We start from the raw sequence: 24,416 nt of genomic DNA on the forward strand, positions 1-24,416 counted from the left end.
TAACGCTTGACTGCGCATCCGGATCGATGGCTATCTCTCAGCATTCACCAGGGGAGTCCCGTCAAGGGGCTGAGATACTGCTGGGCGGATCGGCTTTGCCGACCGAGGCGCAGTGACCCGTTGAACCTGATCCAGTTCATACTGGCGTAGGGACGGTGCAGACATCGACGCCACGATTCCGTCAATCGCGCGGAATTTCCGGCGGCGGTATCTTTTCCTTCCGGCTTCAGAACTGGGTCTCCAACCGCAAACTTGGAGCCTCATCATGAATATTGTCACCAAACCCGCAGACCTCTCGGTCACCAAAGGCCCGCTTCCCGCCTCGAAGAAAGTCTACAAACCAGGCACGATCCATCCTGATATCCGCGTGCCGATGCGCGAGATCGCCCTGCATCCAACGTCGGGCGAGCCGCCGGTCACCGTCTACGACGCCTCGGGGCCCTACACCGTGGAAGATATCAACATCCGCATCGAAGATGGACTGCCGCGGCCACGCCGCAACTGGATCATCGCGCGTGGCGATGTCGAAGCCTATGACGGGCGCATCGTCCGGCCGGAAGACAACGGCTTTGCCTCCGGAGACCGGCTGACGCCAACCTTTCCCTTCCGTCATGCGCCCTTGCGTGCCACCGGCCAGCGCGCCGTGACGCAGCTTGCCTATGCGCGTGCCGGCATCATCACGCCCGAGATGGAGTTCGTCGCCATCCGCGAAAACCTCGGCCGCGACGCCACCCGCGCCACGCAGCGCGACGGCGAAAGCTTCGGCGCCCATCTTCCCGATCACGTCACGCCCGAATTCGTCCGCCAGGAGATTGCTAGCGGTCGCGCCGTCCTGCCCGCCAACATCAACCACCCGGAATCCGAACCGATGATCATCGGCCGGAACTTCCTGGTGAAGATCAATGCCAATATCGGCAACTCCGCCGTCACCTCATCAATGGCCGAGGAAGTGGAAAAGATGGTCTGGGCCACCCGCTGGGGCGCCGATACGGTGATGGACCTGTCGACGGGGCGCAACATCCACAACATCCGCGAATGGATCATCCGCAATTCGCCGGTGCCGATCGGCACCGTACCGCTCTACCAGGCGCTCGAAAAGGTCAACGGCATCGCCGAGGACCTGACCTGGGAGGTCTATCGCGACACGCTGATCGAGCAGGCGGAACAGGGCGTCGACTACTTCACAATCCATGCCGGTGTCAGGCTTCACTATATCCCGCTGACCGTCGACCGGGTCACGGGCATCGTCTCGCGCGGCGGCTCGATCATGGCCAAGTGGTGCCTGCACCATCACAAGGAGAGCTTTCTCTACGAGCACTTCGAAGAGATCTGCGATATCTGCCGTGCCTACGACGTGTCGTTTTCGCTCGGCGACGGCCTGCGCCCGGGCTCGATCGCCGATGCCAACGACGCCGCCCAATTTGCCGAACTGGAAACGCTGGGCGAGTTGACGAAGATCGCCTGGGCCAAGGATTGCCAGGTGATGATCGAGGGGCCGGGCCACGTGCCGATGCACAAGATCAAGGAAAACATGGACAAGCAGCTCGCCGTCTGCGGCGAGGCACCCTTCTATACGCTTGGGCCCCTGACGACCGACATCGCACCCGGCTACGACCACATCACCTCGGGCATCGGTGCTGCGATGATCGGCTGGTTCGGCACGGCCATGCTCTGCTACGTGACGCCCAAGGAGCATCTGGGCCTGCCCGATCGCAACGACGTCAAGACCGGGGTCATCACCTACAAGATCGCAGCGCATGCCGCCGACCTCGCCAAGGGGCATCCCGCAGCCCGCACCCGCGACGACGCCTTGTCGCGGGCCCGCTTCGAGTTCCGCTGGGAGGACCAGTTCAACCTGTCGCTCGACCCGGAGACGGCACGCTCCTTCCACGACGAGACCTTGCCGAAGGAGGCCCACAAGGTCGCGCATTTCTGCTCGATGTGCGGCCCGAAATTCTGCTCGATGCGGATCTCGCACGACATCCGCGCGGAGGCGCAGAAGGAAGGGCTGCAGGCGATGGCAGCCAAATATCGCGACGGCGGTGATCTCTATCTGCCGGTCGGCGGCACTGAGGCCTGAGGATAGCGACCGCGGCAGAAGGGCCGGTGATGGCCCTTCTGCCTGCCAGCAGGCTGCGGTGCTGTTTACACGGATGGCTCCATCTTTCCGTCATGCTCGGGCTTGACGGAGGGGAGGATGGCACGGCTTCGTCAGCTCGTTCATTAATCCAACTGATCGCTCACAGCCCCTTCCGACTGCCATCGGATTGCGGTTCTGTTCAAACCGAAGCCTCCAATTCCCGTCATGCTCGGGCCTGACCCGAGCATCCACATCTGAAGGTCCGCCGCTTTTCGACACGAGGCTACCACAGAGGTGGCAGCTGGATCCTCGGGTCAAGCCCGAGGATGACCAAGAGAAGAGGCGCGCCTCTCTAACGGCTACCAGCGATCCGCTCGACCACGTCGAGCAGGATATTGGCGCCGGCGACAAGATCTGCCAGGTTCGTATGTTCGCGCGGATTGTGGCTGATCCCGTCACGGCTCGGCACGAAGATCATCGCCGCCGGCGCGATGCGGGCGATCATCTGGGCGTCGTGGCCGGCACCGGAGGTCATCCGCCGGCTTTTCAACCCGCGGGCACTCGCCGAAACTTCGATCGCCTCGACGATCGCGCTGTCGAAGATGACCGGCTCGAACCGGGCGAGACGCTCAACAGATACGTTCACATGCTCCTCCTGCTCAAGGTGGCGGAGAAAGTCGGAAAGCGCGCTTTCAAGCGCCTGCAGGCGATCCTCGTCCGGGTCGCGCAGGTCGACGGTAAAGACCGCGCGCGAAGGAATGACGTTGATCGCATCCGGCTCGAAGCGCATGGTCCCGATCGTCGCAACGCTCGGCGCGTTCGAACGCAAGATGTGTTCACGCAAGAACAGCCCGACACGGGCGGCCGCCAGGCCGGCGTCGCAACGCATCGCCATCGGCGTCGTGCCGGCATGATTCGCCACGCCGTCGATCGTGACGCGCTGCCAGGAGATGCCCTGCAGGTTTTCGACGGCGCCGATCGTTGTCGCCTCGCGTTCCAACACCGGCCCCTGCTCGATGTGCAGTTCGACATAGGCATGGGGTTTCAGGGAGCCGGGTTCGACGCTGCCGGCGTAGCCGATGCGTGCGAGCTCCGATCCGAGCGTCGTGCCATCGGTTCCGAGGGTCGCAAGGGCCGCCTCAACCGCAAGGCCTCCGACATGGACCAGCGACCCCAGCATATCGGGTGCGTAGCGGACGCCCTCTTCGTTGGTAAAGGCGGCCACAACGATCGGGCGTTCCGATATAAACCCCTGCTCCTTCAGGGTCTCGATGACTTCAAGCCCGGCAAGCACGCCGTAGCAACCATCGTAGATGCCGGCATTGATCACCGTGTCGATATGGGAACCGAGCATAAGCGGTAGTTGCTCGGCGTTATCCTGATTGGACCAGATGCCAAAAATGTTGCCGATGCGGTCGACAGCGACATCCAGCCCCGCCGCCTCGATCCAGCCCACCAGACTGTCCCGCCCCAGCTTTTCGGTGTCGGACGCCGCCAGCCGTGTCAACTGGCCCCGATCGTCGCGCCCGATCGCGCCGAGTTCGCGGATGTGCGCAAGCAGACGCTCGGCATTGATGGAATGATGAGACATGACGGTGTCGCCTTCGACAGTGCTGATATTGGGCATTACGACAGTCATAACCCGGCATCCGGTGCGGCCAGTCGTTGCCGGGTGATTTCGGCGTGGAAGCGAGCGCCGAGGATCAAGGCATCATCATTGAAGTCGTAGTGCGGATTGTGCAGCGGCGCGGAATCCCTGCCGTTGCCGATAAAGACGAAGCAACCCGGCACATGCGCGAGAAACCGCGCAAAATCCTCTGAGCCGGTCATCGGCTCGGCGGCGATTGCAACATTCTCCGTTCCGAACACCACACCGGCTGCGGCAAACGCCTGATCGACGAGAGCCGGATCATTGAGCAACGGCACGAACTCGCGCGTGTAGTTCACCTCGACCTCGCAGCCATAGGCATCCGCCGTACCCTTGGCGATGGTGCGCATCTGCTGCTCGATCTTGGCACTCACCTCGAGTCGAAAGCTGCGTGCATCGCCGAGAATGCGCGCCAGCCCGGGCAAAGCGTTGCGCGTGCCGTCTGTGATCAATTCGGTCACGGACACAACGGCGATATCGGCAGGCGAGAGCCTTCGGGAAACGATGGTCTGGAGATTGACCACCGTCGCGCAGGCAGCAACCAGCGTCTCGTTACCGGAATGGGGTCGCGCGGCATGACCGCCGACGCCTTTGAGCGTGATCTCGAAATTGTCCTCAGCCGACATGATGGCGCCCGCACGTGTCTCAAATTTTCCGACCGGCAGGCCCGGCATGTTGTGCAGGCCGTAGATCTCGTCGAAGGGAAAGCGAGCCATCAGACCGTCGTCGAGCATGGCAAGCGCACCTTTGCCCCATTCTTCAGCAGGCTGAAAAACGAAGCGCACCGTCCCATCGAAACCGCCCTCCTCGGCCAGCAGCTTCGCCGCACCGAGCAACATCGCCGTATGACCGTCATGGCCGCAGGCGTGCATCGTGCCGGGCTGGGTTGAGCAATAGGAAGCCGTACCCTGCTCCGCAATGCGCAAGGCGTCCATATCGGCCCGCAGCGCTATTGCGCGGTTTCCCGTTCCACGCCGCAGCGTGCCGACCACCCCGGTGCCACCGACATTTTCGGTGACGTCATCCAGGCCGAACTCCCGCAGCTTGGCGGCAACAAAAGCCGCCGTTCGTTTCTCTTCAAAGCCGAATTCCGGATGGGCATGCAGATCGTGACGCCACGCCCTCATCTCCGCCACAAGCTTGTCGACATCCGTGCTTGCCATCCGCATCACACCCTTTCCGCGTTCAAAGCCCCGGCGACTTGCGCAGGTGCGATGCCAACCAGTTCTTCGTAGCGTTCAGTATCCGTGGCGCCCTCCGTATTGATCACCAGGATCCGCGAATTGGCATCAAGGCCAAGGGCAGCACACTTGTTCGGATCTCCGGCGACTGTGACAAGGCCTGCCAGACCGACACCGCCGCTTTCGCCCGCAATGATTGCCGGATCGCCGCCCGTCGGGCGGGCAAGGCGATTCATGATCGAAACGGCGTCCTCCTCATCGACGGTCATGAAGGCGTCGGCAACACGCGACAGGATGCGCCAGGCGACAAGCGAAGGCTCGTAACATTCGAGCATCGCCATGACGGTCGGCTCGCCATGTGCCACTTTCACCGGTCGCCCGGCCTTTGCTGTTTCGAGCAGGCAGGCGGCCCGGGCCGGCTCGACGACGACGAAGCGTGGCCGGTCCCGGCCGTAGCGCAGCGCCATATGGCCAGCAGTTGCCGCGGCGATGCCGCCGACGCCGGCCTGGACAAAGACATGGGTCGGCGGCGCGCCGATCTCCCGCAAGGCCTCGCACAGGAGTGCCGTATAGCCCTGCATGACCAAGCCGGGAATATATTCGTATCCCGGCCAGGACGTGTCCGAGACGACCGTCCAACCGCGCTCTGCGCAGACCTTCGCCGCAAACTCGACCGAGTCGTCATAGGTTCCTTCGACCCGGACGATTTCGGCGCCGTAATGCGCGATCGCCTCTATGCGTTTCTGGCTGACGCCGGAATGCACGAAAATCACCGACTTCGCACCGACAAGCTGTGCCCCCATTGCCACCGACCGACCGTGATTGCCGTCGGTGGCGCAGCCGAACGTCATCTCGCGCGCAACCGTGCGAACGTCCGGGCGCGTGAGATCGTCGATATCGACATCCAGGCCGGTCTGCTTTCGTGCCTCGTCGAGCACCAGCCGGATCACCGCATAGGATCCGCCGAGCGCCTTGAAGCTGCCGAGCCCGAGCCGATGGCCCTCGTCCTTGACGAAGATCGCGCCGACCCCAAGCTCGCCCGCAAGCGCCGGCAAGGAATGAAGCGGCGTCGGCCGGTGGTCGTCGCGGCGGGAAAGCTGACGCTCGACCTCGGCAGCCGCAGCAAGCGAAAGCATCTCGGCATCTTTCGGCAGCAGCGACGATCCGAAATCGGCATGGTGGTTACGAATGAGCATGTGGGCAATCTCCCTGTTCGATGAAGTTATATTTCACCGGACGAGAGAAATGCGCTCTAAATGGCGATCTCGAATGCAAGTTTGTAAACAATGACGAGGAGACTATGGCCGCTTCAAAGAATACACCGACAGAGCTCGACCGCTTCGACCTGGCGATCCTCTCCATCCTGCAGAAGGACAACACGACACCGCAGCGTCAAATTGGCGAGGCCGTCAATCTGTCGGCTCCGGCGGTGCAACGGCGGATCAAGCGCATGGAAGAAACCGGGGTCATCCGCAACAACGTGGCGGTGATCGACCCTGCTCGCGTCAACCAGGCCCTGACCATCCTTGTCGAAGTGGAGGTGGAAAGCGAACAGATCGACCTGCTCGACGCCGCCAAGGCGGCGTTTTCCGCCGCTCCCGAGGTGCAGCAATGCTATTACGTCACGGGCGATGTGGATTTCATGCTCGTCGTGATCGTGCCGACGATGGGCGATTACGAGGCCTTCACCCGGCGCATGTTCTTCGGCAACCCCAACATCCGGCGCTTTAGGACCTTCGTGACCATGGATCGCGTCAAGGTCGGCCTGTCCGTACCGGTCGAAAAGCCGCGCTGAACGCTATTGTTGACCGGCCAGCGCCTTCTTCTCAGCTTCTGCCTCCAGCGGCGCGCCGGCACCGATCGATGTCAGATAGGCATCGACGGTTTCAACCGACGAGGTCGGCGCAAAACCTTCGCCGCTTTCCGGCATCACGATAGCCAGTTGCGTCTGCCAGCCTCCGGCGTTCCGGCAAGCCACCGACACGAAATCCGGTTGATCCGGCCGCTTCATTTCATATTCGCGGCAAATCTGCTGTCCGCCCGCCTGGAACGTCGACACCAACCGAACCTTGGCCTCTCCCTCGCCGATCGCGATTTCCTCGCCCGAGGCGCGCTGGTCGAGAATACCCGACACGATCGGGTCGACCAGCCCTGCGACCTGCGGGTTCCCGACATCCGCCTGGCCCGCCCCGCCAACCAAATACCCTCCGACGCCACCGACGACGATAAGAAGCGAGGCAGCAAGCGCCATCATCAGCTGCGACGGGCGACGCGGCGACTGAGCCGCAGGCTCGGGGCGGCGAAAGGCGACAACATTATCCGCGCTGGCACTGTCATCGGCCTCGGCAACCGTCTGGCTGTCGCCGCGTCGCGCTGCCGCACCGGCGGCCATCGCGCGGACTTTCTCTACCAGTTGGTCCGGAACCGGCTCGTCTATTAGTGGCTTCAGGGCCTCGCTCGAGGCAGCCCGCGTTTCCATGAACATGGCAACGCGCGCCATCAGCTCGTCGTCCGTCTCAAGCGCCGCCTCGACGAGGCGCGTCGTCTCGTCATCGAGTTCGCCGTCGGCAAACGCCATCAGGATTTCGTCGGTGAATACCATGTCGCTCATCTCGCCCCGCCTCTCATATCCGGTGAACGCGCGGCCGCCGGCTCTATTCCAGCCGCCTCAGCAAGATTCTTGCGGGCGCGCGCAAGCCTGCTCATCACCGTGCCGATCGGAATGCCGAGTACATCGGCCGCCTCCTTGTAGGAAAGATCCTCCACGCATGTCAGCAGCAACACCTCGCGCTGTTCAAGCACGAGATCGTCGATAGCGGCGGCAACACTCTTCAGCGTCATGCGCGCCTCGGAGCCCGCCTCGCCGGACGGAACGGCAAGCTCGGGCTGCGCTTCGATCTCCTCGGTCGGACCTGCCGTCTTCTGGCGGCGAAGCTGGTCTATCCAAAGGTTGCGCAAAATGCGGAACATCCAGGCGTCGAAACGCGTACCCGCCTCGAACCGCTCCGAACCCGTAAGCGCCTTTTCGCAAGCCGCCTGCACGAGGTCGTCGGCAAGATCGCGGGAGCGGCAAAGCGAGATGGCAAAGCGGCGCAGGTTCGGCAAAAAGGCGACGAGGCGCTCGCCGAAGGCGATGTCCGGATCGGTCATTTCACCTTCCTTCCGGCGCTTCGGCGTGCACGCGGGGGAATAATTTGTCCATTCATCCGTTGAGCGATATGTGAAGCACACGCAAAAGTCACCACCGCTGAGCCTGCCTTTCACGGTAAGCTGACCCCACTCAGCGCGGTTGGGACAAGGAGACAGCCTTGAAGAAACGCCTGCTTCGATTGACCGCCGCATCGATCTGCGGCCTGGCTGTCGCCAATGGCGACCTCGTGCCAGCCGGCATGGTTGGCTCCACGACCACCGCTCTCTTTGCCTTCGTCGCACCAGCCCATGCCGACGATGACGATGGCACCGGTGATGATGACGACGGAGGTGGCGGCGGCAGTTCGTCTTCGGGCCGCTCGTCCGATCGAGGCTCCGGCAGCGTCTGGCGCGGTGGCGGCAATTTGCTCGACCTCTTCCGAGGCGCGCCGGAAAAACGAACTGCCCGACGCCCTCCACCTGTCCGCAAACCGACGCATGTACCGGGCGAAATCATCGCGCTTGGGCTCGACGACGCGGCGATCCAGCGCCTCGGCGAAAGAGGCTTTACGACGCGGGCGCGTCAGTCTGTTGGGCTTACCGGCTCGCAGATCGTCAAGCTTTCGATACCGGCGGGGATGACGCTCGAGGCCGCACGCCAGGAGGTGGCGGCTGCCTCGCCGGGCGCCGTTGCCGATCTCAACCATTACTTCGAGCCGAACGAAGGTGCCACTCAGCCGACGCCGTGCGGCGAAGGACGTTGCGCGCTCGTGCGCACGGCCATCGGCTGGCCGGAGCCCGATGCCGGGAAAGCCTGCACCGCAGCCGGCCCGATCGGGCTGATCGACACCGCGATCAATCCCGCTCATCCAGCACTTCAAGGAGTCGATCTCGACATCGTCCGTCTGGCGGCCAACGAAGCGCCGGAGTCCGGACGTCAGCACGGCACCGCCGTTGCAGCGCTCATCGTCGGCCGCCAGGACAGCCGCGCGCCGGGCCTGCTGCGCGGTGCGCGATTGATCGCAGTTGACGCCTTCCAAAAGACAAGGGGCGATGCGGAGGTCGCCGAGACCTACGATCTGGTCAGGGCGATCGATCTTCTGGCGTCCCGCGGGGTGACGGTGATCAACATGAGCCTCTCCGGCCCGCATAACCAGTTGCTTGAAAAGACCGTCGGACTGGTCGCGGAACGTGACATCCTGCAGGTGGCGGCCGCCGGCAATGACGGCCCCAGGGCAAAGCCCGTCTATCCCGCCGCCTACCCGGCGCTGATTGCCGTCACCGCCGTCGACCGAAACTTCCGCCCCTATCGCCGCGCGGCCCAGGGCGATCACATCGACGTTGCCGCCCTCGGCACCGGCGTCTGGACCGCCGCCTCAGTCGACGGCGGCCGGCCGCGCACGGGCACATCGTTTGCCGCCCCGTTCGTCACGGCAGCCGTTGCCATTCTGAGGGCATCGAACCCTTCGCTTTCGGCCGACGAGATCGGCAAGCTCGTGGCGCAAACGACTGAGGATGTCGGCGCGCCCGGCAAGGACCCGGTTTTCGGCTGGGGTATCTTGACCGCTCGCGAACTCGGCCGCCAGTAACCGCCGGGCCTTTTCGACGCCCGCGCACCGAACACGATAAACGCCTGGTCGCTTGTCGCACGGCACATTGAAAAAAGCTCCGGCGGAAAGAAGGTGTCGACTAACGCACCTCCTTTCCGCCGGAGCCGTCAGGCCAGGCTTTCGTCAGGCGGCAAGACCCCGCTCGGTGAGCAGCATGCCGACCCGCACCATGCGAACGGCATCTTCCGCGGCGCGCACCAGCAGTTTCGGCGCGGCGCTGATGGCATCGTCAAGGCTGCAAGGCGCCTTCAGGATCGAGGCGAAGGCATCGATGCCATGCTCGAAGTTCAAGGTGACGCCTTTGCCGATCGTGCCGGCCAAGGCGATCACTGGACGCCCTGCCTCCTTGGCGCGATGGCCGACCTCGGCCGGCACCTTGCCGAAGGGCGTCTGGCCATCGAGGCTGCCTTCCGCCGTAATGACCAGATCGGCCCTGGCGATCATGCTGTCGAGATCGAGATACTGCATGACGATGTCGTAGCGCGGGTGCAGCTTGCCGCCGAGCAGGCCGAGGACGGCGGCACCCAGCCCACCCGAGGCGCCGGCGCCCGGCGCGCTACCGACGTCGATGCCGGTCGCTCGGTGGATCGCCTCGGCATAGGTCTCCATGGCATGGGCCAGCAGTTCAACCTGCTCGGGCGTTGCGCCCTTCTGCGGGCCAAAGACCCGGGCAACGCCGCGTTCGCCGAGAAGGACGTTGTGCCAGTTGACGGCCGCATCGATGCGAACGTCGGCCAGGCGCGGATCGCGGGACGAGAGATCGATGCGAGCCAATTGGCCGAGCGCGCCGCCGCCGGGCGGCAGCGGCCGGCCGTCCTTATCGAGCAGCGCGATACCCAGCGCCTGCGCCATGCCGGCGCCGCCGTCATTGATACCGCTGTCGCCGCAGCCGAGCAGGATGCGGCGCGCGCCGGCGTCGAGTGCTGCCCGGACCAGTTCGCCGACGCCGTAGCTTGTGGTGATGCGGGGGTTGCGCCGATCGCGTGGCACCAGCCTGAGGCCGGCGGCGGCCGCCATTTCGATGATGGCGACCGGCTCATCCTGACCACCGAGAAATCCGAAATGCGACAGGACCGGTAAGCCGAGCGGCCCGGTCACGACGCATTCATGCAGGGTGCCGCCGGTGACTGCGACCAGAGCCTTGGTGAAGCCTTCGCCGCCATCGACCATGGGCACTTTCAGAACCTTTGCCTGCGGGCAAGCGCGCAGCACGCCCTTCTCGATGCAATCGGCCGCTTCTTCCGCCGACAGACTTTCCTTGAAACCAGACGGTGCAACCAGAATGGTCAGTGTCATGTGACAGTCTCCTAACGCTTTTGTGACAATGCGGATGCAAGGGAGAAACGGTCGCTCAGAGACTTTATTCCGCCGGATGCCAAACTATTTCACCGTCGATGCAGAAAAAACGAAAGGCCGGAGCTGATGGGCTCCGACCTCGCAAAGACATGTATTTTCCGATATTTACATCAATCGCCAAGTCCCATCAGCGGCCAGATGAAGACGGCAACAAGCGTCAGGATCCCGATGAAAGGAATAAGCAGCATCGCGGCGAGACGCATCAGGTCCGAGGGCGTGAAGGCGGGCGGTTCCATGCCGCCGAACAGTGCCACCGGCTTGGCCGAAACCATCAACGTCTGGCAAAAACCGCTACCCAAGGTGGCAGCCATGATGAGAACGGCCGGATCGGCGCCGAGCCCTGCAAGCGGCAGGGCGAGCGCCGGGATCAGCACCGTTGCCCGCGCCGTCCGGGAGGCGACGACTATGTGCGCTGATGTGGCTAGGATCACCGTGAACAAGATCACCAGCCATGCCGGCGGCTTGCCGACGAGGCTGAGCAGGCCGATGGCACGGTCGGCGAGCAGGGCGGCCGTGCCGGTACTCATCAGCGCCTCACCGATGACGAGTGTGCCGGCGAGAAACAAGAGCAGGTTCCACTCGACGGTCTTCAGCGCTTTGCCAAAGGGCAACCCCGAGACCTTCTTCGAGGCCATGACCAGAGCGCCGATCAAGGCAACGAAGGGCAAGGCAATGCCATGAAGACCTGACGTCGCAAGCGCCAGAACGATGAGCGCCGTCACCGCCAGCAACGTGCGCTCCTGCGCAAGAAGAGGCTGTCTTTCAACCGGCGAGCCTGGCTCGAAAACGGCGGCGCGATCCTGCGCCCCGAGAAAGAACCGCAGGATGAGGCCGCAGGCGATCAGGCTTGTGACCAATCCGAACGGTGCCGAAAGCAGCGCCCAGTCGAGGAAATCGGGCGCGTGGCCGCCGTTGCGGCGGATGAAATCGACCGCCACCATATGTGCGCCGGCGCCGGTCATCGAGGCGGCGGCCGAAAGCAGGATCACCGTTGGGAAAAGCAAGGCAAGCGCCCGTGTCACGCCCGGCCGGCCGATGGCGGCCGTCAACCCCAGAAAGACCGGCATGAAGATTGCCGCCCGCGCGGATGTGGAGGGGATGATGAAGGCGGTCGCAAAGATCGTCAGAGTCAACGCCCAGAAAAGGCTGCTGACGCGCTCGAACGGCGCCAGCAGCCGGAAGGTGAGACGCTCCACCAGCCCGGATGCCTGCAGCACCGAGGCAATGATGAAGGCGGCGATCATCAGCCAGACGATATCGTTGCCGAGCGCAGCGAATACAGCCTCTTCGCTGACTGTGCCCGTGGCGCCGAGGGCCAGTGCTCCGGCAAGCGCCACCGGCGTTTCCGGAAGGTCGAAGATCGTCCAGCAGACAAGCGCTGTCGCAAACACCATCAGTGCCAGGCGCATCGGCGTGGTCAGCCCATCGGCTGCAAGAAAGATTAGGATCGCCGCGAAGACGAGCAACATCGACCCGGTCAAAAGCCGGACCTGATGGACCGGCATCTGACCGCCGAAATCGCCCGCTTCGTTTGCGGAGATGACGATGTCCCTCCCCGATGCAATTGCTCGAACGCTGCTCGTCATGACCCAGTCCTTTGCTTCTTCTCGACCGGTTCGCCGCCAATGTCGCCGGCGTCATCCAGTCGTTCTGTTTTCTCGATGGGGGCATAACGGCAACCGTCGCGGTTTATTCCCGACGACGGTTCGAAAGCGCCGAATTTGCCGACACCGGTCGCCCGTGATCGCGGCCCGAAAAAGGCTGCGGCTGGCAATGCGCAAAGCTTGAGCCATATCAAGGCAGAGGCTGATCAAAACTGCGACGGTGCTCGTCGAGTTCATCGTTGAGAGGAACGGGATCATGTTGGTCAGGGAAATGACGCGGCCGGAATGCATCACCCTCGTCTCCGCGAGCCATATCGGCCGGCTTGCCTGCGCCAGAGACGGCCAGCCCTATATCGTCCCCATTCAATACGCCTTTGCCACCAACCGGCTGTACGGTTTTTCGATGCCCGGACAAAAGATCGACTGGATGCGCGAGAACGCCAAAGTCTGTGTTCAGGTCGACGAATTCGCCGACAGGGAAAGCTGGAAAAGCGTCGTCATCTACGGCAGCTACAGGGAGCTGCCCGACACAAGCCAGACGCATCATGAGCGCCTTCAGGCGTGGTCGCTTCTGGAGAAGCGGATCAACTGGTGGGAGCCGGGCGGCCTGAAGCCAGCGGAGCAGAGCATTGCCGGTTCCTCACCTCATCTTTTCTATGCGATCGAGATCGATGAGATGACCGGCCGCGCGGCGGGCCCGGAACCTGCAGCAACCTCGTAGTGATGCGTTTGGAACCATGGCGAAAGGCCGGCTCGCCATGGAGCGGGTGGCGGGAGCCGGCTTTGCCGCTCTCCCACCGATCTCCGGCGTGCCCTGTTACGCGCCCTTGCGTGCGACGACGGGCACGTAATGTTCGAGTTCCGGTGCCGGGAACTGCAAGGTGGCGTTGATCTCGGCCGAGCGATAGAGCGCCATCAGCATTTCGACCACGGCAAGGCCGTCCTCGAAGGTTTCGAGCGGCTTTTGCCCCTTGCGGAAGCACTCGACCATGTGGCGGTTCTCGTCGGTATAGCCGTAGACACCCGCTTCGTCCTCGAGCACCGGCATCAGCCCTTGCTCGGCATTCTGCTTTTCGACCAGGTCCTCGCCTTCCGAACCCGTGACTTCGCGGGACATGAAGATCTTGAGGCCCGTGCTCAGCGAATTGTATTCGAGCGCATATTCCGGGCCGAGCAATTCGAGCTGGATGCGCAGGCCGGCGCCGACATAGGCCCAGGAGGTGGTCGCCTCGATCATCAGTTCGTTGCCGTCCTGATCCTCGAGCGTCACCGTCGCGCGCGCAAAATCCTCCGAAGGGCGGTTGCGATAGTCCACGTCATTGCCGAAGCGCTTGCGCAACTGTTCGGCATAGTTGGGACGCGTCCATTTCAGGTTGGCGACGGTGCCGTTGACGGCCTTGATCTTCAGTGAATTGCGCGGCGCGCCGGGCGCGGTCAGCAGGTAGCGCGCCACCTCGACGCTATGGCACATCATGTCGGAGAGAACGCCGCCGCCCTGCTTGTCGCCCTGCCAGAACCAGGGCTCGTGCGGGCCGGAATGCTCCTCCGCCGCGCGTGCGAGATAGGGCCTGCCGGTGGTGGAGACGGCACGGCGCCAGATGATTTCCTTGCCGCGCAGGACGGGGGTGCAGAACACCTGGTTTTCGAGATAGCCGTGGTTGAGACCGGCGTCCTCGGCCAGCGTCAGCATCTCGCGGGCTTCCGCCACTGTGCGCGCCAAGGGCTTTTCGCAGGCGACCGCGAACACCTTGCTGCGGCCGGCCTTGATCGCCCCGTGCAGCGAGCGCATGACGTCGAGGCGCGTATAGTTCGGCGACAGGATCCAGATCGCGTCGACGTCATCGGCCGACAGCAGCGCTTCCAGGCTCTCATGCGTGCGGCAGGAGCCGAGCCCGAGCGCTTCCACTTCGCCCGCAAACTTCTCGCGGTTTTCCGCCTTGCGGCTGAAGACGCCAGTCACCTCGACGTTGCGAACACCGATCATCGACTTCAGGTGGAAATGGGCGATGAAGCCGGTTCCAACGAATCCGACGCGCAGCGTCTGCTTCGGTAGCTGTGTCATACTCTTCTCCCAGGTTTTTCGGCTGGAGCATGATGCCGAAAAGTGTAAGCGGTTTTCGGTCGACATCATGCTCGACTTATGAGTGGCGTGGCGAGGCGGTGCTGGCCCGGATACTCAACGCCGTCGGCAGCACGATGGGCGCGGCAAGGGCCACCTCCTCGCCGGAAAGGATGCGCAGCAACAGCGACATCGCGGTTCGGCCGATATCGGCGCGCGGTTGGTTGACTGTCGTCAGCGGCGGATAGAAAGCCTTGCTCAGATAGAGATCGTCGAAACCGATGACGGAAACGTCGCCCGGCACGTCACGACCGAGGCGGCGCAACTCGTGAATAGCGCCGTAGGCCATTTCGTCGTTCGCGGCAAAAAGCGCGGTCGGCGGTTCGGGCAGGGCAAACAACTCGCCGCAGCAGAGCTGGCCGGTTTCAAGCAGGTAGTCGCCACGGACCTCGTAGCCGTCCGGGATCGCAAGGCCGGCATCGTGCATGGCGGCGCGATAACCGTCTCGACGGTGAACGGCCATGACCTCGGGCAGCGGCCCGGTGATATGGGCGATCTTGCGGTGGCCAAGCGCGATCAGATGCTCGACTGCGGTCTTCGCGGCAGCAAGGTTGTCGACCTGCACATGCGGCAGCCCCGCGGCCTCGATCATTTCCAGTGCGACGACAACGGGCAGATGTGACAGGTCGACGCCGCCATCATGCCCCGCAGGCGGCAGCTTGCCGGTCATCAGGATCATGCCGTCGGCATGGCCGTCGCGCAGCATATTGAAATATTCCGTCTCGCGATCCGGATCATTCTCCGTGTTGCCCATCAGAACGGAATAGCCGGCCTCGCGTGCCGTCGCTTCGACACCCTTGAGAATGTCGAGATAGAACGGGTTACCGACGTCACGCACCACCAGCAGCACCGACATCGACTTGCGGGTGCGCAGATTGCGAGCGCTGACGTTCGGCCGGTAGTTGAGTTCGCGGGCAAGGGCATGGATGCGCTGGCGCGTTTCGGCCGTCACCAGGCCGGAATCGCTCAGCGCCCGCGACACGGTTGCGACCGAAACGCCGGCGCGCTCGGCGATATCCTTGATTTTTGGTCGCTCGCTCATGCCCGCATCGCCCTGCCCCGTCCATAGAACAGCATCAGCAGCAGCAGCGTCGCGCCGAACACCATCTGGCGGCCGGATTCGTCGATGTTGACTGTGGTCAGGATGCCCTGAAGGATCACCAGCAGCAGCGCGCCAGCCATGGTGCCGGTATAGCCGCCCTTGCCGCCGGCAAGCGACGTTCCGCCGAAGACGACGGCGATGATCGAGGAGAGCATGTATTGCTCGCCGACATTGGCGAAGGACGAGCCGGAATAACCAAGCAGGCAAAGGCCGGCGATCGCCGCAAACATGCCGGAGATCATGAACAGCCCGATGCGCATGCGGCGGACCGGCACGCCGGCCATATAGGCCGCATGCTCGTTGGAACCGATCGCATAAATGCGGTGGCCGAAGACGGTGCGGTTGAGCATGAAGGCCATGAACAGGCCGATGGCGATCCAGAGCCAGATGATGCCGGGAATACCGAGCACCAGCGGCTGGGTGACGAAGGCGGAAAGGCCCGGCGCTGCACGCCCGGAGGGAATGCCGTTGCGGATGACGACGAGCAGACCCTGGAGCACGCCGAGCATGCCGAGCGTCATCACCAGCGGCGGGATGCGCAGCAATGTAACGCCAAGCCCGTTCAGGAGGCCGAAGAAGGCACCGGCAGCCAGGCAGGCAAGAATTGCCGGCAGAATGCCGCCGTCAGCGCCGTTCATGACGTTGCCGGCGATGATCGCCGAAAGGGAAACGACGCCGCCAACGGAAAGATCGATGCCTTCGCGGCCGCCCAGAATGACGACATTCTGGCCGGCTGCGACAATGCCGAGCAGCGAGGCAACGATCAGCAGGCGCAGGATCTGGTCGGCCGAGGCAAAGCCCGGCGACAGGCTTTCGCCGAGATAGAGCAGAGCAACGATCAAAAGCAGCGCGATGACCAGCGGCTTCTTGAGGAAGGAAATGGCGACGTTCATGCGCGTGCCCTCCGGCCGGCAAGCACGCCTGCCATCAAGACGAGAAGGATGGCAAGGCCCTGCACGAAGTTCTGCCACTCCGATGGCGTGCCCATGAAGAAGACGAGCGAATTGACGAGACCGATCGTCAGCGCCCCGAGCAGCGAGCCGACGACGGTCGTCCAGCCGCCCGCAAGCGCGCTGCCCCCGAGGACGACAGCCGCAACGCTGTAGAGCGTCATCTTGCCGCCGACGAGCGGATCTCCGCTGGCGGTGTCGCCGGTCAGGCAGAAAGCCGCGAGCGCTGAAAAGAGGCCACAAAGCGCATAGCCCTTGACGCGGACCAGGACGACGGGAAGGCCGGTCTGGTAGGCCGCCTGCTGGTCGTCGCCGACGGCCAGAAGCTGGGTGACGAGGCGAGTGCGCGACAAAAGGAAGAGCAGAAGGGCGAGTGCCGCAAGAACATAGAAGACAAAGGGAAGGCCGAGCAACCGGCCGCCATAGGTGCGCCAGAAGAGTGCCGGTGCCGGTGTGCCGGCCACGGGCATGACATAGAGCGCAATGCCGGTGAAGAAGATGCTGGTGGCGAAAGTGGCGACAATAGCCTGCAATCTGAGCGTTGCGACGACGATGCCGTTGATAACCCCGCAGATGAGCCCAAGCAGAATGCCTGATAGCATGGCGCCGACAACGGCGCCGGCGCCGCCGCCCCATTTCTCCATCAAGACGACAATCGCGACATTGACGAGCGACAGCGTCGCACCGGCCGAAAGGTCGATATCTCCGGCCGAGACGACATAGGTCTGGGCGATCGCCAGCATGATCAGCGCCATGTAGGTGCTGAGCAATCCGGTCAGCGAGCGATAACTCAGGCTGTTGGGCGAGAACGCGCCGTTCAGCGCCAGAAGTGCGACGACGATGATCAGCGCCGGCAGGAACGGATAACGTTCAAGCCACAGCTTCAGCCCGCCTGCTCGGGAACGTAGAGTTTCTGTCGTGGTCGGTGTCATCACGCGGCCTCGTATGCAGCCTGGTAGAGATTGTAGCGGGTGCGATCTTCGCCGATGAGCTCGCGCGTCACTGACCCGCCGTTGAAGACGAGGATACGGTTGGCATTCCCGAGCAACTCGGCGTCCTCCGAGGAGTAGAGCAGAATACCGAGCCCGTCTGCCGCAAGCTGGCGAATGAGGGCGAAGAGATCGGCCTTGGCCGACAGGTCGATGCCCTTGGTGGGATCGTCCAGCAACAGCACATCCGGCCGATCGATCAGCCAGCGGGCGATGATCACCTTTTGCTGGTTGCCGCCGGAAAGCGAGTTGATTGGATGCAGGAGGCTCGCGAACTTCGTGTGCATGGCTGCGAGCGCCGGCATCGCCTTTTCCCTAAGGCTTGACGGATGCGCAATCATCAGCCGATCGCGCAGGTAGTGGATGGGCGTCACATTTTCTATGATCGGCCTGCCGGCAATGACACCGTCGCGACCGCGGTCGCCCGAGACATAGGCGCAGCCGCGCCGGATGGCGTCGCGCGGGCTCTTGGCGTCGAAATGATCGCCACCGATGCGGATCCCGCCAGATGTTATGGCACCTGCGCCGAAGATTGCACGCAACACCGCCGATTGCCCCTGGCCGTGTAGGCCGCCGAGACCGAGGATCTCGCCCTTGGCGACCTCGAAGCTGACATTGCGGAAACCGGCACCGGAAAGCTTGTCGACGGTCATGGCGGCACCGGTGGAAAAGCTCGCCACGGCAGGCGCGGACGACCGCGAGGCCGGCATGTCGCCAGCGCCGCCTACCATCAGCCGGATGACCGCGCCAGGATCGGTCTCGTTCAGGTTGAGCGTCTTGATCGTCTCGCCATCGCGGATGATCGTCACCCGGTCGCCGATCGCGGTGATCTCGTCCATGCGGTGCGAAATGAAAATAATGCCGCGGCCGTCGCTCTTCAGCCCGCGCAGGATATCGAAGAAACGATCGACCTGTGCCCGATCGAGCGCCGAGGTCGGTTCGTCAAAGATCAAGATCGGGGCTTCGCTGGCGAGCGCCTTCATGATCTCGACAAGCTGCCGCTGATCGGCGCGCAGATTGCCGACGAGCGTCTCGGCCGCAAATCCGTCGCCGGAAACGCCGGCGAAGAGATCGATGTAACGCGCGGCGCGCGCCTTCAGGGCGGCACGATCGATGAACATTCCGGCTCTCACCGGTAGCATGGCAAGGCAGATGTTCTCCTCGACCGAGCGATGCCCGGCAAGGCTGAGTTCCTGGTAGAAGATGCCGATACCCTGCGCTCGCGCCGATTGCGGCCCTGTTATCGTAGCCGTCCGGCCGTCGATGAGGATTTCGCCTCCATCGGGCCGCACGCTGCCGGCAATGATCTTGCACAATGTGCTCTTGCCCGAGCCGTTTGAGCCCATGAGCACATGAACTTCGCCGGCTGCGATCTCGAGATCGCCGCGGCGCAAGGCCAAGGTGGCGCCGTAAGCCTTGCTTACGCCGTTCATCTTAAGTTTCGACATGGGGTGTCGTCCGTGTGATCGAGTCCGGGGCGCCGGGCGGATCAGGGGATCCGCCCGGCCTTAAGCGCTTACTTGAAGAGCGCTTCGGCGTCTTCGATCGAAAGAGCGCTGGTGTAGGAGTAGTAGCCCGGCTTGCCGTCAACCTGCTTGGCGGCGTCCGCCAGGTTCTTGGAGTCGATGAACGGGATCGGCAGGTACATGGCGTTCTTGTACTGGCCAGCCGTTGCCGGCTCTTTCAGTTCCTTGCCCTGCAGCATGAGGACAGCGACATTGAGCGCGCTTGCCATGACGCCGGGTGGATTGACGGTCGCGCCGGAGTTCAGCTTGTCCTTGCTCCAGAGGTCGATGAAGTCCTTGCGGATTTCGCCGGTTGCAGCGATCTGGCTGGCCTTGCCGGCGTCCATGATCGACTTCCAGGCGCCCGCAGCCATGCCGTCCTGCACGACGACGCCGTTGACGTCAGGATACGTCGCCAGGATGTTCTGCATGGCCTGCTGGCCCTGCGCCTGATCCCAGTTGGCGTTGACTTCGTTGACCACCTGGATATCCGGATAGTCCTTGAAGACGCTCTTGTAGCCGGCGACCCGCATCTCGTTGGCCGGATGGCCCGCGACGCCGTTGATGGCAACGACCTTGCCCTTGCCGCCGAGCGTCTCGGCAAGCCACTTGGCACCAGCTGCACCCCAGGCCGTCTGGTCGATGCCGACATAGGTCGCATCCGGCGACGAGACTTCGGCATCTGTCGCGATCACCAGAATGCCGGCTTCCTTCGCCTGCGCGAAGATCGGGTCGAAAGCGGTCGGGCTGTTGGGGTTGACGATGATGGCGTTCACGCCTTCGGCAATGAAGTTGCGCACATGGGCGATCTGCCCGGGCACATCCACATTGGCGCTCTGGACGGAGACTTCGACGTCGACGCCCTTTTCCTTCCATTTTTCCGCAGCCGCCTTGGCCTCATCGATCATCTGCGTGCGCCACTCGCTGCCGACCCAACCATTGGACAGACCAATCTTGAAGGTCTCGGCATTGGCGAGCGAAGCGGAGATGGCAATGGATGCGACGGTACCGAGTGCTACGGCGATAAGCTTCTTCATAAGATCCTCCCAAAATCTTGCGAGGACCATCAAGCCAGAAAATGTAATCGATTTCAATGGTGATTTTCAGCGATTTTTGGTGGTTTTTTCGATTTCCGCCGTGAATCTGCGAAAGACCGGATTTGGCCGGACCGATCGGCCGGATTACTGGGGAAAGCTGGCGCTTTCCCTATCGCTCGTCCCGACTTGGTCGGATGTGCCCTTGGCCATCGGGGCGACACATGCAAAAGCGGGGGCAAGCGAAAGCTCGATTCGCATCCGCACTCGGCCGAAGCAGGACTGTGACGATGAAATGACAAAACGCGACGAGCGGCTTTGCAAAAGCCGTCTTCAGCTCGGCGGCTGTTGCTGGAACGGCAACACTTCGTTGCTCGCCGACCGGCTAGCCGAAATTTGCCCTCACCCCATAGTGTGAAATCTGGGCAAAGAACAACAACTGGTCCCCAACCAGAGGAGAACATCATGACCGGAAAACCCGGAGCCGCCACAGGCGGGCTCTATCTGCACATCCTTGTGCTCGCAATCGTTATCGTCTGCGAGCTGATCGGCATCCAACGCCTGTCGATCGGCCTCGGCACCGTGATCTTCCTGCCGATCCTTTACGCCTTCGCACTCGGCATCCTGCTCAATCCCGCCATTTTCAAGGCGAGCGCCAAGTTCCTTTCCAAGGATGCGGTCAAGCTGTCCGGCGCCATGATCACCGTTGCGATCATGCCGTTCATCGCCAAATTCGGCACAACAGTCGGACCACAGATCTCCAAGATCATCGAGGCCGGACCGGCGCTCGTGCTGCAGGAAATCGGCAATCTCGGCACAATCCTCATCGCCTTTCCGGTTGCCGTGTTCCTCCTGAAGATGGGCCGCGAAGCCGTCGGCGCCACCTACTCGATCGACCGCGAGCCCAACCTCGCGCTGATCGCCGACAAATACGGCCTCAACTCGCCGGAAGGCGCTGGCGCCATGGGCGTCTATGCCACCGGCACGCTGATCGGCACCTTCGTCTTCGCCATCATGCCGCCGCTCGTCCATGGTCTCGGCATTTTTGACGTGCGCGCGCTCGCCATGTCCTGCGGCGTCGGCTCCGGCTCGATGCTTGCCGCCTGCACCGGCGGTCTCGTCGCCGTCGTCCCGGACCAGAAGGACATCATCCTGGCGCTGGCCGCAGCCAGCAACATCCTGACCTACGCGACAGGCCTTTATGTCGGCATGTTCGTCGCCCTGCCGCTGACGGAATGGCTTTACAACAAAGCCCGCCCGTCCGAACGCAAAACAGCCTGATCGGGGAGACAGGAACAATGGCCAACCAAACCAACACCACCGCCAATCTTGCCGACGACCTGCCGCTGCATGCGGAAGACGAGCGCAAGATCGATCTCGTCCGCCACTGCGGACTGCTGCTGATTGCCTGCGCGATCGGCCTCATCGCCAACTGGGTCGGAACGGGAACATCGCCACTCGTGGCCCTGCCCGGCATGGCAGTGCTCTATGTCGCCTGCATCATCGGCCTTGGCTTTGCACGCTTCGTGCCTTTCTATCTGCCAAGCGTCGCCTGGGTCTCGCTGATCGCGATCCTGATCACCATCCCCGGCGTGCCCGGCGCTGCCTGGGTCAGCGAACAGGTCGAACATTTGAACTTCCTGGCGCTCGCCACGCCGGCGCTCGCCTATGGCGGCCTTGCACTGACCGCCAGCGAATTTGCGATCGCCCGCCGCTCGGGCTGGAAGATCGTGATCGTGGCGATCTGCGTGATGATCGGAACCTATATGGGCTCCGTCGTCGTCGCCGATCTGTTCCTGAGGCTCGGTCAGTAGGATAGAACTCGGGGCCGGCCGCCTTTTGCGGCCGGTCGCCCCTTGCAGATACAGGATGAATGAGATGAGTCGCCACGACATCAGCCCCGACCGCATCGCGGAAACGATCGCCTGGCGCCATCATCTGCACGCGCATCCGGAGCTCGCCTTCGAGGAACGGGAGACCTCCGCGTTCATCGCCGGCAAGCTCACTGAGTGGGGCATCCCCGTCAAAGGGGGCTACGGCGGCACCGGCCTCATTGGCACGCTCTCGCGCGGCACCTCGCCCCGGACGATCGCTATCCGCGCCGACATGGACGCGCTGCCGATCGTCGAGGCGAGCGGTGTTGCCTATCCGTCGAAAACATCAGGCAAGATGCATGCCTGCGGCCATGACGGCCACGTCTCGATGCTGCTTGCGGCGGCGCGACAGGCCTCGGAGATCGATTTCGACGGCACGGTCCATTTCATCTTCCAGCCGGCGGAGGAAGCAGAAGGCGGCGCGCGCGCCATGGTCGCCGACGGTCTCTTCCGTGATTTTCCGGCCGACGCCGTCTATGCGCTGCACAACTGGCCGGCGCTCGACGTCGGCACCTGCGTTGCCCGCGACGATGCGATGATGGCCGCCTTCGGCGTGTTCGAAATTCGCGTCACCGGCAGGGGCGCCCACGGCGCGATGCCGCATGAGGGCGCAGACCCCTTGGTTGCCGCAGCCCAGATCGTTACCGCGCTGCAGACGATTGCCAGCCGCAACGTCTCGCCGCTCGATGCAGCCGTGGTCTCCGTGACCCAGATCCACGGCGGCGATGCCTGGAACGTCATCCCGCAGGATGCCGTCATCCGCGGCACGACCCGCTGGTTCGCTAGAGAAGTCGGCGAAATTCTCGAAAAGCGCATGCGGACGCTGGTCTCCGCTGTCGCCGAAGGCCTCGGCTGCAGCGCCGACCTCGACTATCAGTATCGCTACCCCGCCACCATCAACGATGCGACCTCGGCGGCCTTCGTTCGCTCGATCGCCGCGCAGAACAATGCCCTTTCGGTCGTCGATGCCGCGCCCAGCATGGCCGCGGAAGATTTCGCCTTCATGCTGGAGGAACGCCCCGGCTGCTACCTCTGGCTCGGCGCACGCCGCGACGGCACCAACCCCGGCCTGCATTCGCCGCACTACGATTTCAACGACACGATCATCCCCCAGGGCGTTGACCTCTGGACAAGGCTGATCGCGACGTCTCTTGGTCGTTGACCTCAAACGGTTTCCGTCGCATCCATGACCGCCATGGACGTGCTCGACGCGAAAGCGCTCAAGATTTTTATGGCGGTCGCCCGCATCGGATCGATCCGGGGCGCCGCTGAGCATATGGGCTTGGCGCCATCGGTCGTCAGCCGCCAGATCGCCGACACCGAACGCGAGATCGGGCTTGCGCTATTCGAGCGCACCGCACGCGGTACCGTGCTGACGGATGCCGGCGAACTCGTTCTCGAACACGGCAAACGCGTCCTTGAAGACAACGGCCTGCTTGCCGAACAGCTCGATCAGATCCGCGGCGTGCAGCAGACGCGCATCCGCATCCGCTGCGGCGAAGGTTTTATGGCCGATCTTGTCGAACAAGGGCTGTCGTCATTCTCGAAGGCGCATTCCTATGTCCGCTATATCGTTGAACTCGGCAGCACCGAGGACGTGGTCGATGCCATCGCCAACAGCGATGCGGATATCGGCATCGCCTATACGCCGCTGACGGACCCTCGTATTCGGGCGCTGGCGATCGCCCGCCAGCCGCTCTGCGTCATCGTGCCGATCGACCATGCCCTCTCCAACCGTACCGATCTGAAACTGGCGGACTGTCTGACCTCGCCCTGCGCTCTGCTCGGCAAGGGCAATGGCGTGACCCAGCTCGTCGCCCGCGTCGCCGCCGATGCCGGCATGGCGCTGGCGCCGTTGCTGGAAACCCACTCGATCGAAGTGCTGCGCCGTTTTGTTGCCTCCGGTCTCGGCGTCACCTTCCTGCCGCGGGCCGCCGTCTCCGGCGAAGTTGCCCGGGGTGTCATGCAGGTGGTCGACCTTGAGGATCCGCTGCTGCGCGAGGCAAGTGCCCATCTGATGGTGCGGGCCCATCGCCGCCTGCCGCTGTCGGTGGAAAAACTCAGCCAGCATCTCGCGCTGGAAATGCAGTCCTTCAGAGCCTGAGGCTTAGGTCGTGTGGACTCTTGGGATTTCCAAGGGTGAGCAAATCAGATTCAAGACTGTCTTTTGGAGGCAGTCATGGGTGTTTTGGATCGTCTGATCCTTCGGGACGAGCAGTGGGAGCGGATATCGCA

Annotated in this window: 22 protein-coding genes and 1 riboswitch; of the genes, 9 read left to right on the forward strand and 13 right to left on the reverse strand. The window is 63.2% G+C overall.

The annotated features are described in order from the left end of the window. Positions 1-39: 39 nt before the first annotated feature. Positions 40-171: riboswitch (TPP riboswitch) on the forward strand. Between the two features lie 94 nt (positions 172-265). Then, positions 266-2,080 carry a phosphomethylpyrimidine synthase ThiC gene (thiC, locus tag AC244_RS18785; protein ID WP_053250339.1) on the forward strand — a complete coding sequence of 605 codons (1,815 nt, stop codon included), beginning with the start codon at positions 266-268 and terminating at the stop codon, positions 2,078-2,080. 352 nt (positions 2,081-2,432) lie between these two features. Here the strand turns inward: thiC and AC244_RS18790 are convergent, their stop codons facing one another. Genes AC244_RS18790 through AC244_RS18800 form a run of 3 tightly spaced genes read right to left on the reverse strand, consistent with a single transcriptional unit; the run spans position 2,433 to position 6,105 of the window. Further along, a complete protein-coding gene (locus AC244_RS18790) occupies positions 2,433-3,671 on the reverse strand; it encodes a Zn-dependent hydrolase (protein ID WP_053250370.1) in 1,239 nt (412 codons plus the stop codon). 44 nt (positions 3,672-3,715) lie between these two features. Beyond that, complete coding sequence (locus AC244_RS18795; protein WP_053250371.1) at positions 3,716-4,891, reverse strand: M20 aminoacylase family protein; 1,176 nt, start codon at positions 4,889-4,891, stop codon at positions 3,716-3,718. Between the two features lie 5 nt (positions 4,892-4,896). Then, the gene (locus AC244_RS18800) at positions 4,897-6,105 is read right to left on the reverse strand and encodes a diaminopropionate ammonia-lyase (RefSeq protein ID WP_053250340.1); all 1,209 of its coding nucleotides are present in this window, start codon (positions 6,103-6,105) and stop codon (positions 4,897-4,899) included. A 104-nt stretch (positions 6,106-6,209) separates the two neighbouring features. On the opposite strand from AC244_RS18800, the gene AC244_RS18805 reads away from it, so the two are divergent. Further along, complete coding sequence (locus tag AC244_RS18805; protein ID WP_053250341.1) at positions 6,210-6,704, forward strand: Lrp/AsnC family transcriptional regulator; 495 nt, start codon at positions 6,210-6,212, stop codon at positions 6,702-6,704. Between the two features lie 3 nt (positions 6,705-6,707). On the opposite strand, the gene AC244_RS18810 is transcribed toward AC244_RS18805, so the two are convergent. Together AC244_RS18810 and AC244_RS18815 are read right to left on the reverse strand one after the other, a co-directional pair. Then, complete coding sequence (locus AC244_RS18810; RefSeq protein WP_053250342.1) at positions 6,708-7,520, reverse strand: anti-sigma factor family protein; 813 nt, start codon at positions 7,518-7,520, stop codon at positions 6,708-6,710. Then, on the reverse strand, positions 7,517-8,059 hold the full coding sequence (locus tag AC244_RS18815) for an RNA polymerase sigma factor (RefSeq protein WP_053250343.1): 543 nt from the start codon (positions 8,057-8,059) through the stop codon (positions 7,517-7,519). Before AC244_RS18815 ends, AC244_RS18810 begins: the two co-directional genes overlap by 4 nt. 158 nt (positions 8,060-8,217) lie before the next feature. Between AC244_RS18815 and AC244_RS18820 the strand changes: the two genes are divergently transcribed. Further along, positions 8,218-9,627: a S8 family serine peptidase gene (locus AC244_RS18820; protein ID WP_063934117.1), complete on the forward strand. Its 1,410-nt coding sequence runs from the start codon at positions 8,218-8,220 to the stop codon at positions 9,625-9,627. 144 nt (positions 9,628-9,771) lie between these two features. Here the strand turns inward: AC244_RS18820 and AC244_RS18825 are convergent, their stop codons facing one another. Both AC244_RS18825 and AC244_RS18830 read right to left on the reverse strand, forming a co-directional pair. Then, positions 9,772-10,944 (reverse strand): glycerate kinase, encoded by a 1,173-nt coding sequence (locus AC244_RS18825; RefSeq protein WP_053250344.1) that lies wholly within the window; start codon positions 10,942-10,944, stop codon positions 9,772-9,774. 170 nt (positions 10,945-11,114) lie between these two features. Further along, the gene (locus AC244_RS18830) at positions 11,115-12,590 is read right to left on the reverse strand and encodes an SLC13 family permease (RefSeq protein WP_234716974.1); all 1,476 of its coding nucleotides are present in this window, start codon (positions 12,588-12,590) and stop codon (positions 11,115-11,117) included. Between the two features lie 274 nt (positions 12,591-12,864). Here AC244_RS18830 and AC244_RS18835 point away from each other — a divergent pair, with 274 nt between their 5' ends. Continuing rightward, a complete protein-coding gene (locus AC244_RS18835; RefSeq protein WP_053250374.1) occupies positions 12,865-13,329 on the forward strand; it encodes a pyridoxamine 5'-phosphate oxidase family protein in 465 nt (154 codons plus the stop codon). A gap of 96 nt (positions 13,330-13,425) precedes the next feature. On the opposite strand, the gene AC244_RS18840 is transcribed toward AC244_RS18835, so the two are convergent. The 6 genes from AC244_RS18840 to AC244_RS18865 form a co-directional block, all read right to left on the reverse strand. After that, entirely contained in the window at positions 13,426-14,670 is a 1,245-nt protein-coding gene (locus AC244_RS18840) for a Gfo/Idh/MocA family protein (RefSeq protein WP_053250345.1), read from the reverse strand. A 76-nt stretch (positions 14,671-14,746) separates the two neighbouring features. Then, positions 14,747-15,769, reverse strand: coding sequence for a LacI family DNA-binding transcriptional regulator (locus AC244_RS18845; protein WP_053250346.1), 1,023 nt, complete (start codon positions 15,767-15,769; stop codon positions 14,747-14,749). Then, a complete protein-coding gene (locus AC244_RS18850; protein WP_053250347.1) occupies positions 15,766-16,722 on the reverse strand; it encodes an ABC transporter permease in 957 nt (318 codons plus the stop codon). Before AC244_RS18850 ends, AC244_RS18845 begins: the two co-directional genes overlap by 4 nt. Further along, complete coding sequence (locus AC244_RS18855) at positions 16,719-17,711, reverse strand: ABC transporter permease (RefSeq protein WP_053250348.1); 993 nt, start codon at positions 17,709-17,711, stop codon at positions 16,719-16,721. Before AC244_RS18855 ends, AC244_RS18850 begins: the two co-directional genes overlap by 4 nt. After that, a complete protein-coding gene (locus AC244_RS18860) occupies positions 17,711-19,216 on the reverse strand; it encodes a sugar ABC transporter ATP-binding protein (RefSeq protein ID WP_053250349.1) in 1,506 nt (501 codons plus the stop codon). Before AC244_RS18860 ends, AC244_RS18855 begins: the two co-directional genes overlap by 1 nt. 68 nt (positions 19,217-19,284) lie before the next feature. Beyond that, positions 19,285-20,310: an ABC transporter substrate-binding protein gene (locus tag AC244_RS18865; RefSeq protein WP_053250350.1), complete on the reverse strand. Its 1,026-nt coding sequence runs from the start codon at positions 20,308-20,310 to the stop codon at positions 19,285-19,287. On the opposite strand from AC244_RS18865, the gene AC244_RS36570 reads away from it, so the two are divergent. The 5 genes from AC244_RS36570 to AC244_RS18885 all read left to right on the forward strand — a co-directional run bounded on the left by AC244_RS36570 (position 20,267) and on the right by AC244_RS18885 (position 24,285). After that, a complete protein-coding gene (locus AC244_RS36570) occupies positions 20,267-20,725 on the forward strand; it encodes a hypothetical protein (RefSeq protein ID WP_152976014.1) in 459 nt (152 codons plus the stop codon). The two genes, AC244_RS18865 and AC244_RS36570, sit on opposite strands and share 44 nt — an antisense overlap. A 47-nt stretch (positions 20,726-20,772) precedes the next feature. Next, positions 20,773-21,588, forward strand: coding sequence for a DUF3100 domain-containing protein (locus tag AC244_RS18870; RefSeq protein WP_053250351.1), 816 nt, complete (start codon positions 20,773-20,775; stop codon positions 21,586-21,588). Positions 21,589-21,605: 17 nt separating this feature from the next. Further along, positions 21,606-22,121: a hypothetical protein gene (locus tag AC244_RS18875; protein WP_053250352.1), complete on the forward strand. Its 516-nt coding sequence runs from the start codon at positions 21,606-21,608 to the stop codon at positions 22,119-22,121. A gap of 64 nt (positions 22,122-22,185) precedes the next feature. Beyond that, on the forward strand, positions 22,186-23,343 hold the full coding sequence (locus tag AC244_RS18880) for a M20 aminoacylase family protein (protein WP_053250375.1): 1,158 nt from the start codon (positions 22,186-22,188) through the stop codon (positions 23,341-23,343). Between the two features lie 24 nt (positions 23,344-23,367). Then, complete coding sequence (locus tag AC244_RS18885; RefSeq protein WP_234716975.1) at positions 23,368-24,285, forward strand: LysR family transcriptional regulator; 918 nt, start codon at positions 23,368-23,370, stop codon at positions 24,283-24,285. The last annotated feature ends 131 nt before the right edge of the window (positions 24,286-24,416 follow it).

The organism is Ensifer adhaerens (assembly GCF_001270265.1).
GTDB lineage: Bacteria > Pseudomonadota > Alphaproteobacteria > Rhizobiales > Rhizobiaceae > Ensifer > Ensifer adhaerens_B.

Bases quoted from the DNA above. Each gene is read 5' to 3' on its own strand.
- thiC (WP_053250339.1), top strand. From the start codon at position 266: ATGAATATTGTCACCAAACCCGCAGACCTCTCGGTCACCAAAGGCCCG.
- AC244_RS18790 (WP_053250370.1), bottom strand. From the start codon at position 3,671: ATGTCTCATCATTCCATCAATGCCGAGCGTCTGCTTGCGCACATCCGC.
- AC244_RS18795 (WP_053250371.1), bottom strand. From the start codon at position 4,891: ATGGCAAGCACGGATGTCGACAAGCTTGTGGCGGAGATGAGGGCGTGG.
- AC244_RS18800 (WP_053250340.1), bottom strand. From the start codon at position 6,105: ATGCTCATTCGTAACCACCATGCCGATTTCGGATCGTCGCTGCTGCCG.
- AC244_RS18805 (WP_053250341.1), top strand. From the start codon at position 6,210: ATGGCCGCTTCAAAGAATACACCGACAGAGCTCGACCGCTTCGACCTG.
- AC244_RS18810 (WP_053250342.1), bottom strand. From the start codon at position 7,520: ATGAGCGACATGGTATTCACCGACGAAATCCTGATGGCGTTTGCCGAC.
- AC244_RS18815 (WP_053250343.1), bottom strand. From the start codon at position 8,059: ATGACCGATCCGGACATCGCCTTCGGCGAGCGCCTCGTCGCCTTTTTG.
- AC244_RS18825 (WP_053250344.1), bottom strand. From the start codon at position 10,944: ATGACACTGACCATTCTGGTTGCACCGTCTGGTTTCAAGGAAAGTCTG.
- AC244_RS18830 (WP_234716974.1), bottom strand. From the start codon at position 12,590: ATGACGAGCAGCGTTCGAGCAATTGCATCGGGGAGGGACATCGTCATC.
- AC244_RS18835 (WP_053250374.1), top strand. From the start codon at position 12,865: ATGTTGGTCAGGGAAATGACGCGGCCGGAATGCATCACCCTCGTCTCC.
- AC244_RS18840 (WP_053250345.1), bottom strand. From the start codon at position 14,670: ATGACACAGCTACCGAAGCAGACGCTGCGCGTCGGATTCGTTGGAACC.
- AC244_RS18845 (WP_053250346.1), bottom strand. From the start codon at position 15,769: ATGAGCGAGCGACCAAAAATCAAGGATATCGCCGAGCGCGCCGGCGTT.
- AC244_RS18850 (WP_053250347.1), bottom strand. From the start codon at position 16,722: ATGAACGTCGCCATTTCCTTCCTCAAGAAGCCGCTGGTCATCGCGCTG.
- AC244_RS18855 (WP_053250348.1), bottom strand. From the start codon at position 17,711: ATGACACCGACCACGACAGAAACTCTACGTTCCCGAGCAGGCGGGCTG.
- AC244_RS18860 (WP_053250349.1), bottom strand. From the start codon at position 19,216: ATGTCGAAACTTAAGATGAACGGCGTAAGCAAGGCTTACGGCGCCACC.
- AC244_RS36570 (WP_152976014.1), top strand. From the start codon at position 20,267: ATGGATGCGACGGTACCGAGTGCTACGGCGATAAGCTTCTTCATAAGA.
- AC244_RS18865 (WP_053250350.1), bottom strand. From the start codon at position 20,310: ATGAAGAAGCTTATCGCCGTAGCACTCGGTACCGTCGCATCCATTGCC.
- AC244_RS18870 (WP_053250351.1), top strand. From the start codon at position 20,773: ATGACCGGAAAACCCGGAGCCGCCACAGGCGGGCTCTATCTGCACATC.
- AC244_RS18875 (WP_053250352.1), top strand. From the start codon at position 21,606: ATGGCCAACCAAACCAACACCACCGCCAATCTTGCCGACGACCTGCCG.
- AC244_RS18880 (WP_053250375.1), top strand. From the start codon at position 22,186: ATGAGTCGCCACGACATCAGCCCCGACCGCATCGCGGAAACGATCGCC.
- AC244_RS18885 (WP_234716975.1), top strand. From the start codon at position 23,368: ATGACCGCCATGGACGTGCTCGACGCGAAAGCGCTCAAGATTTTTATG.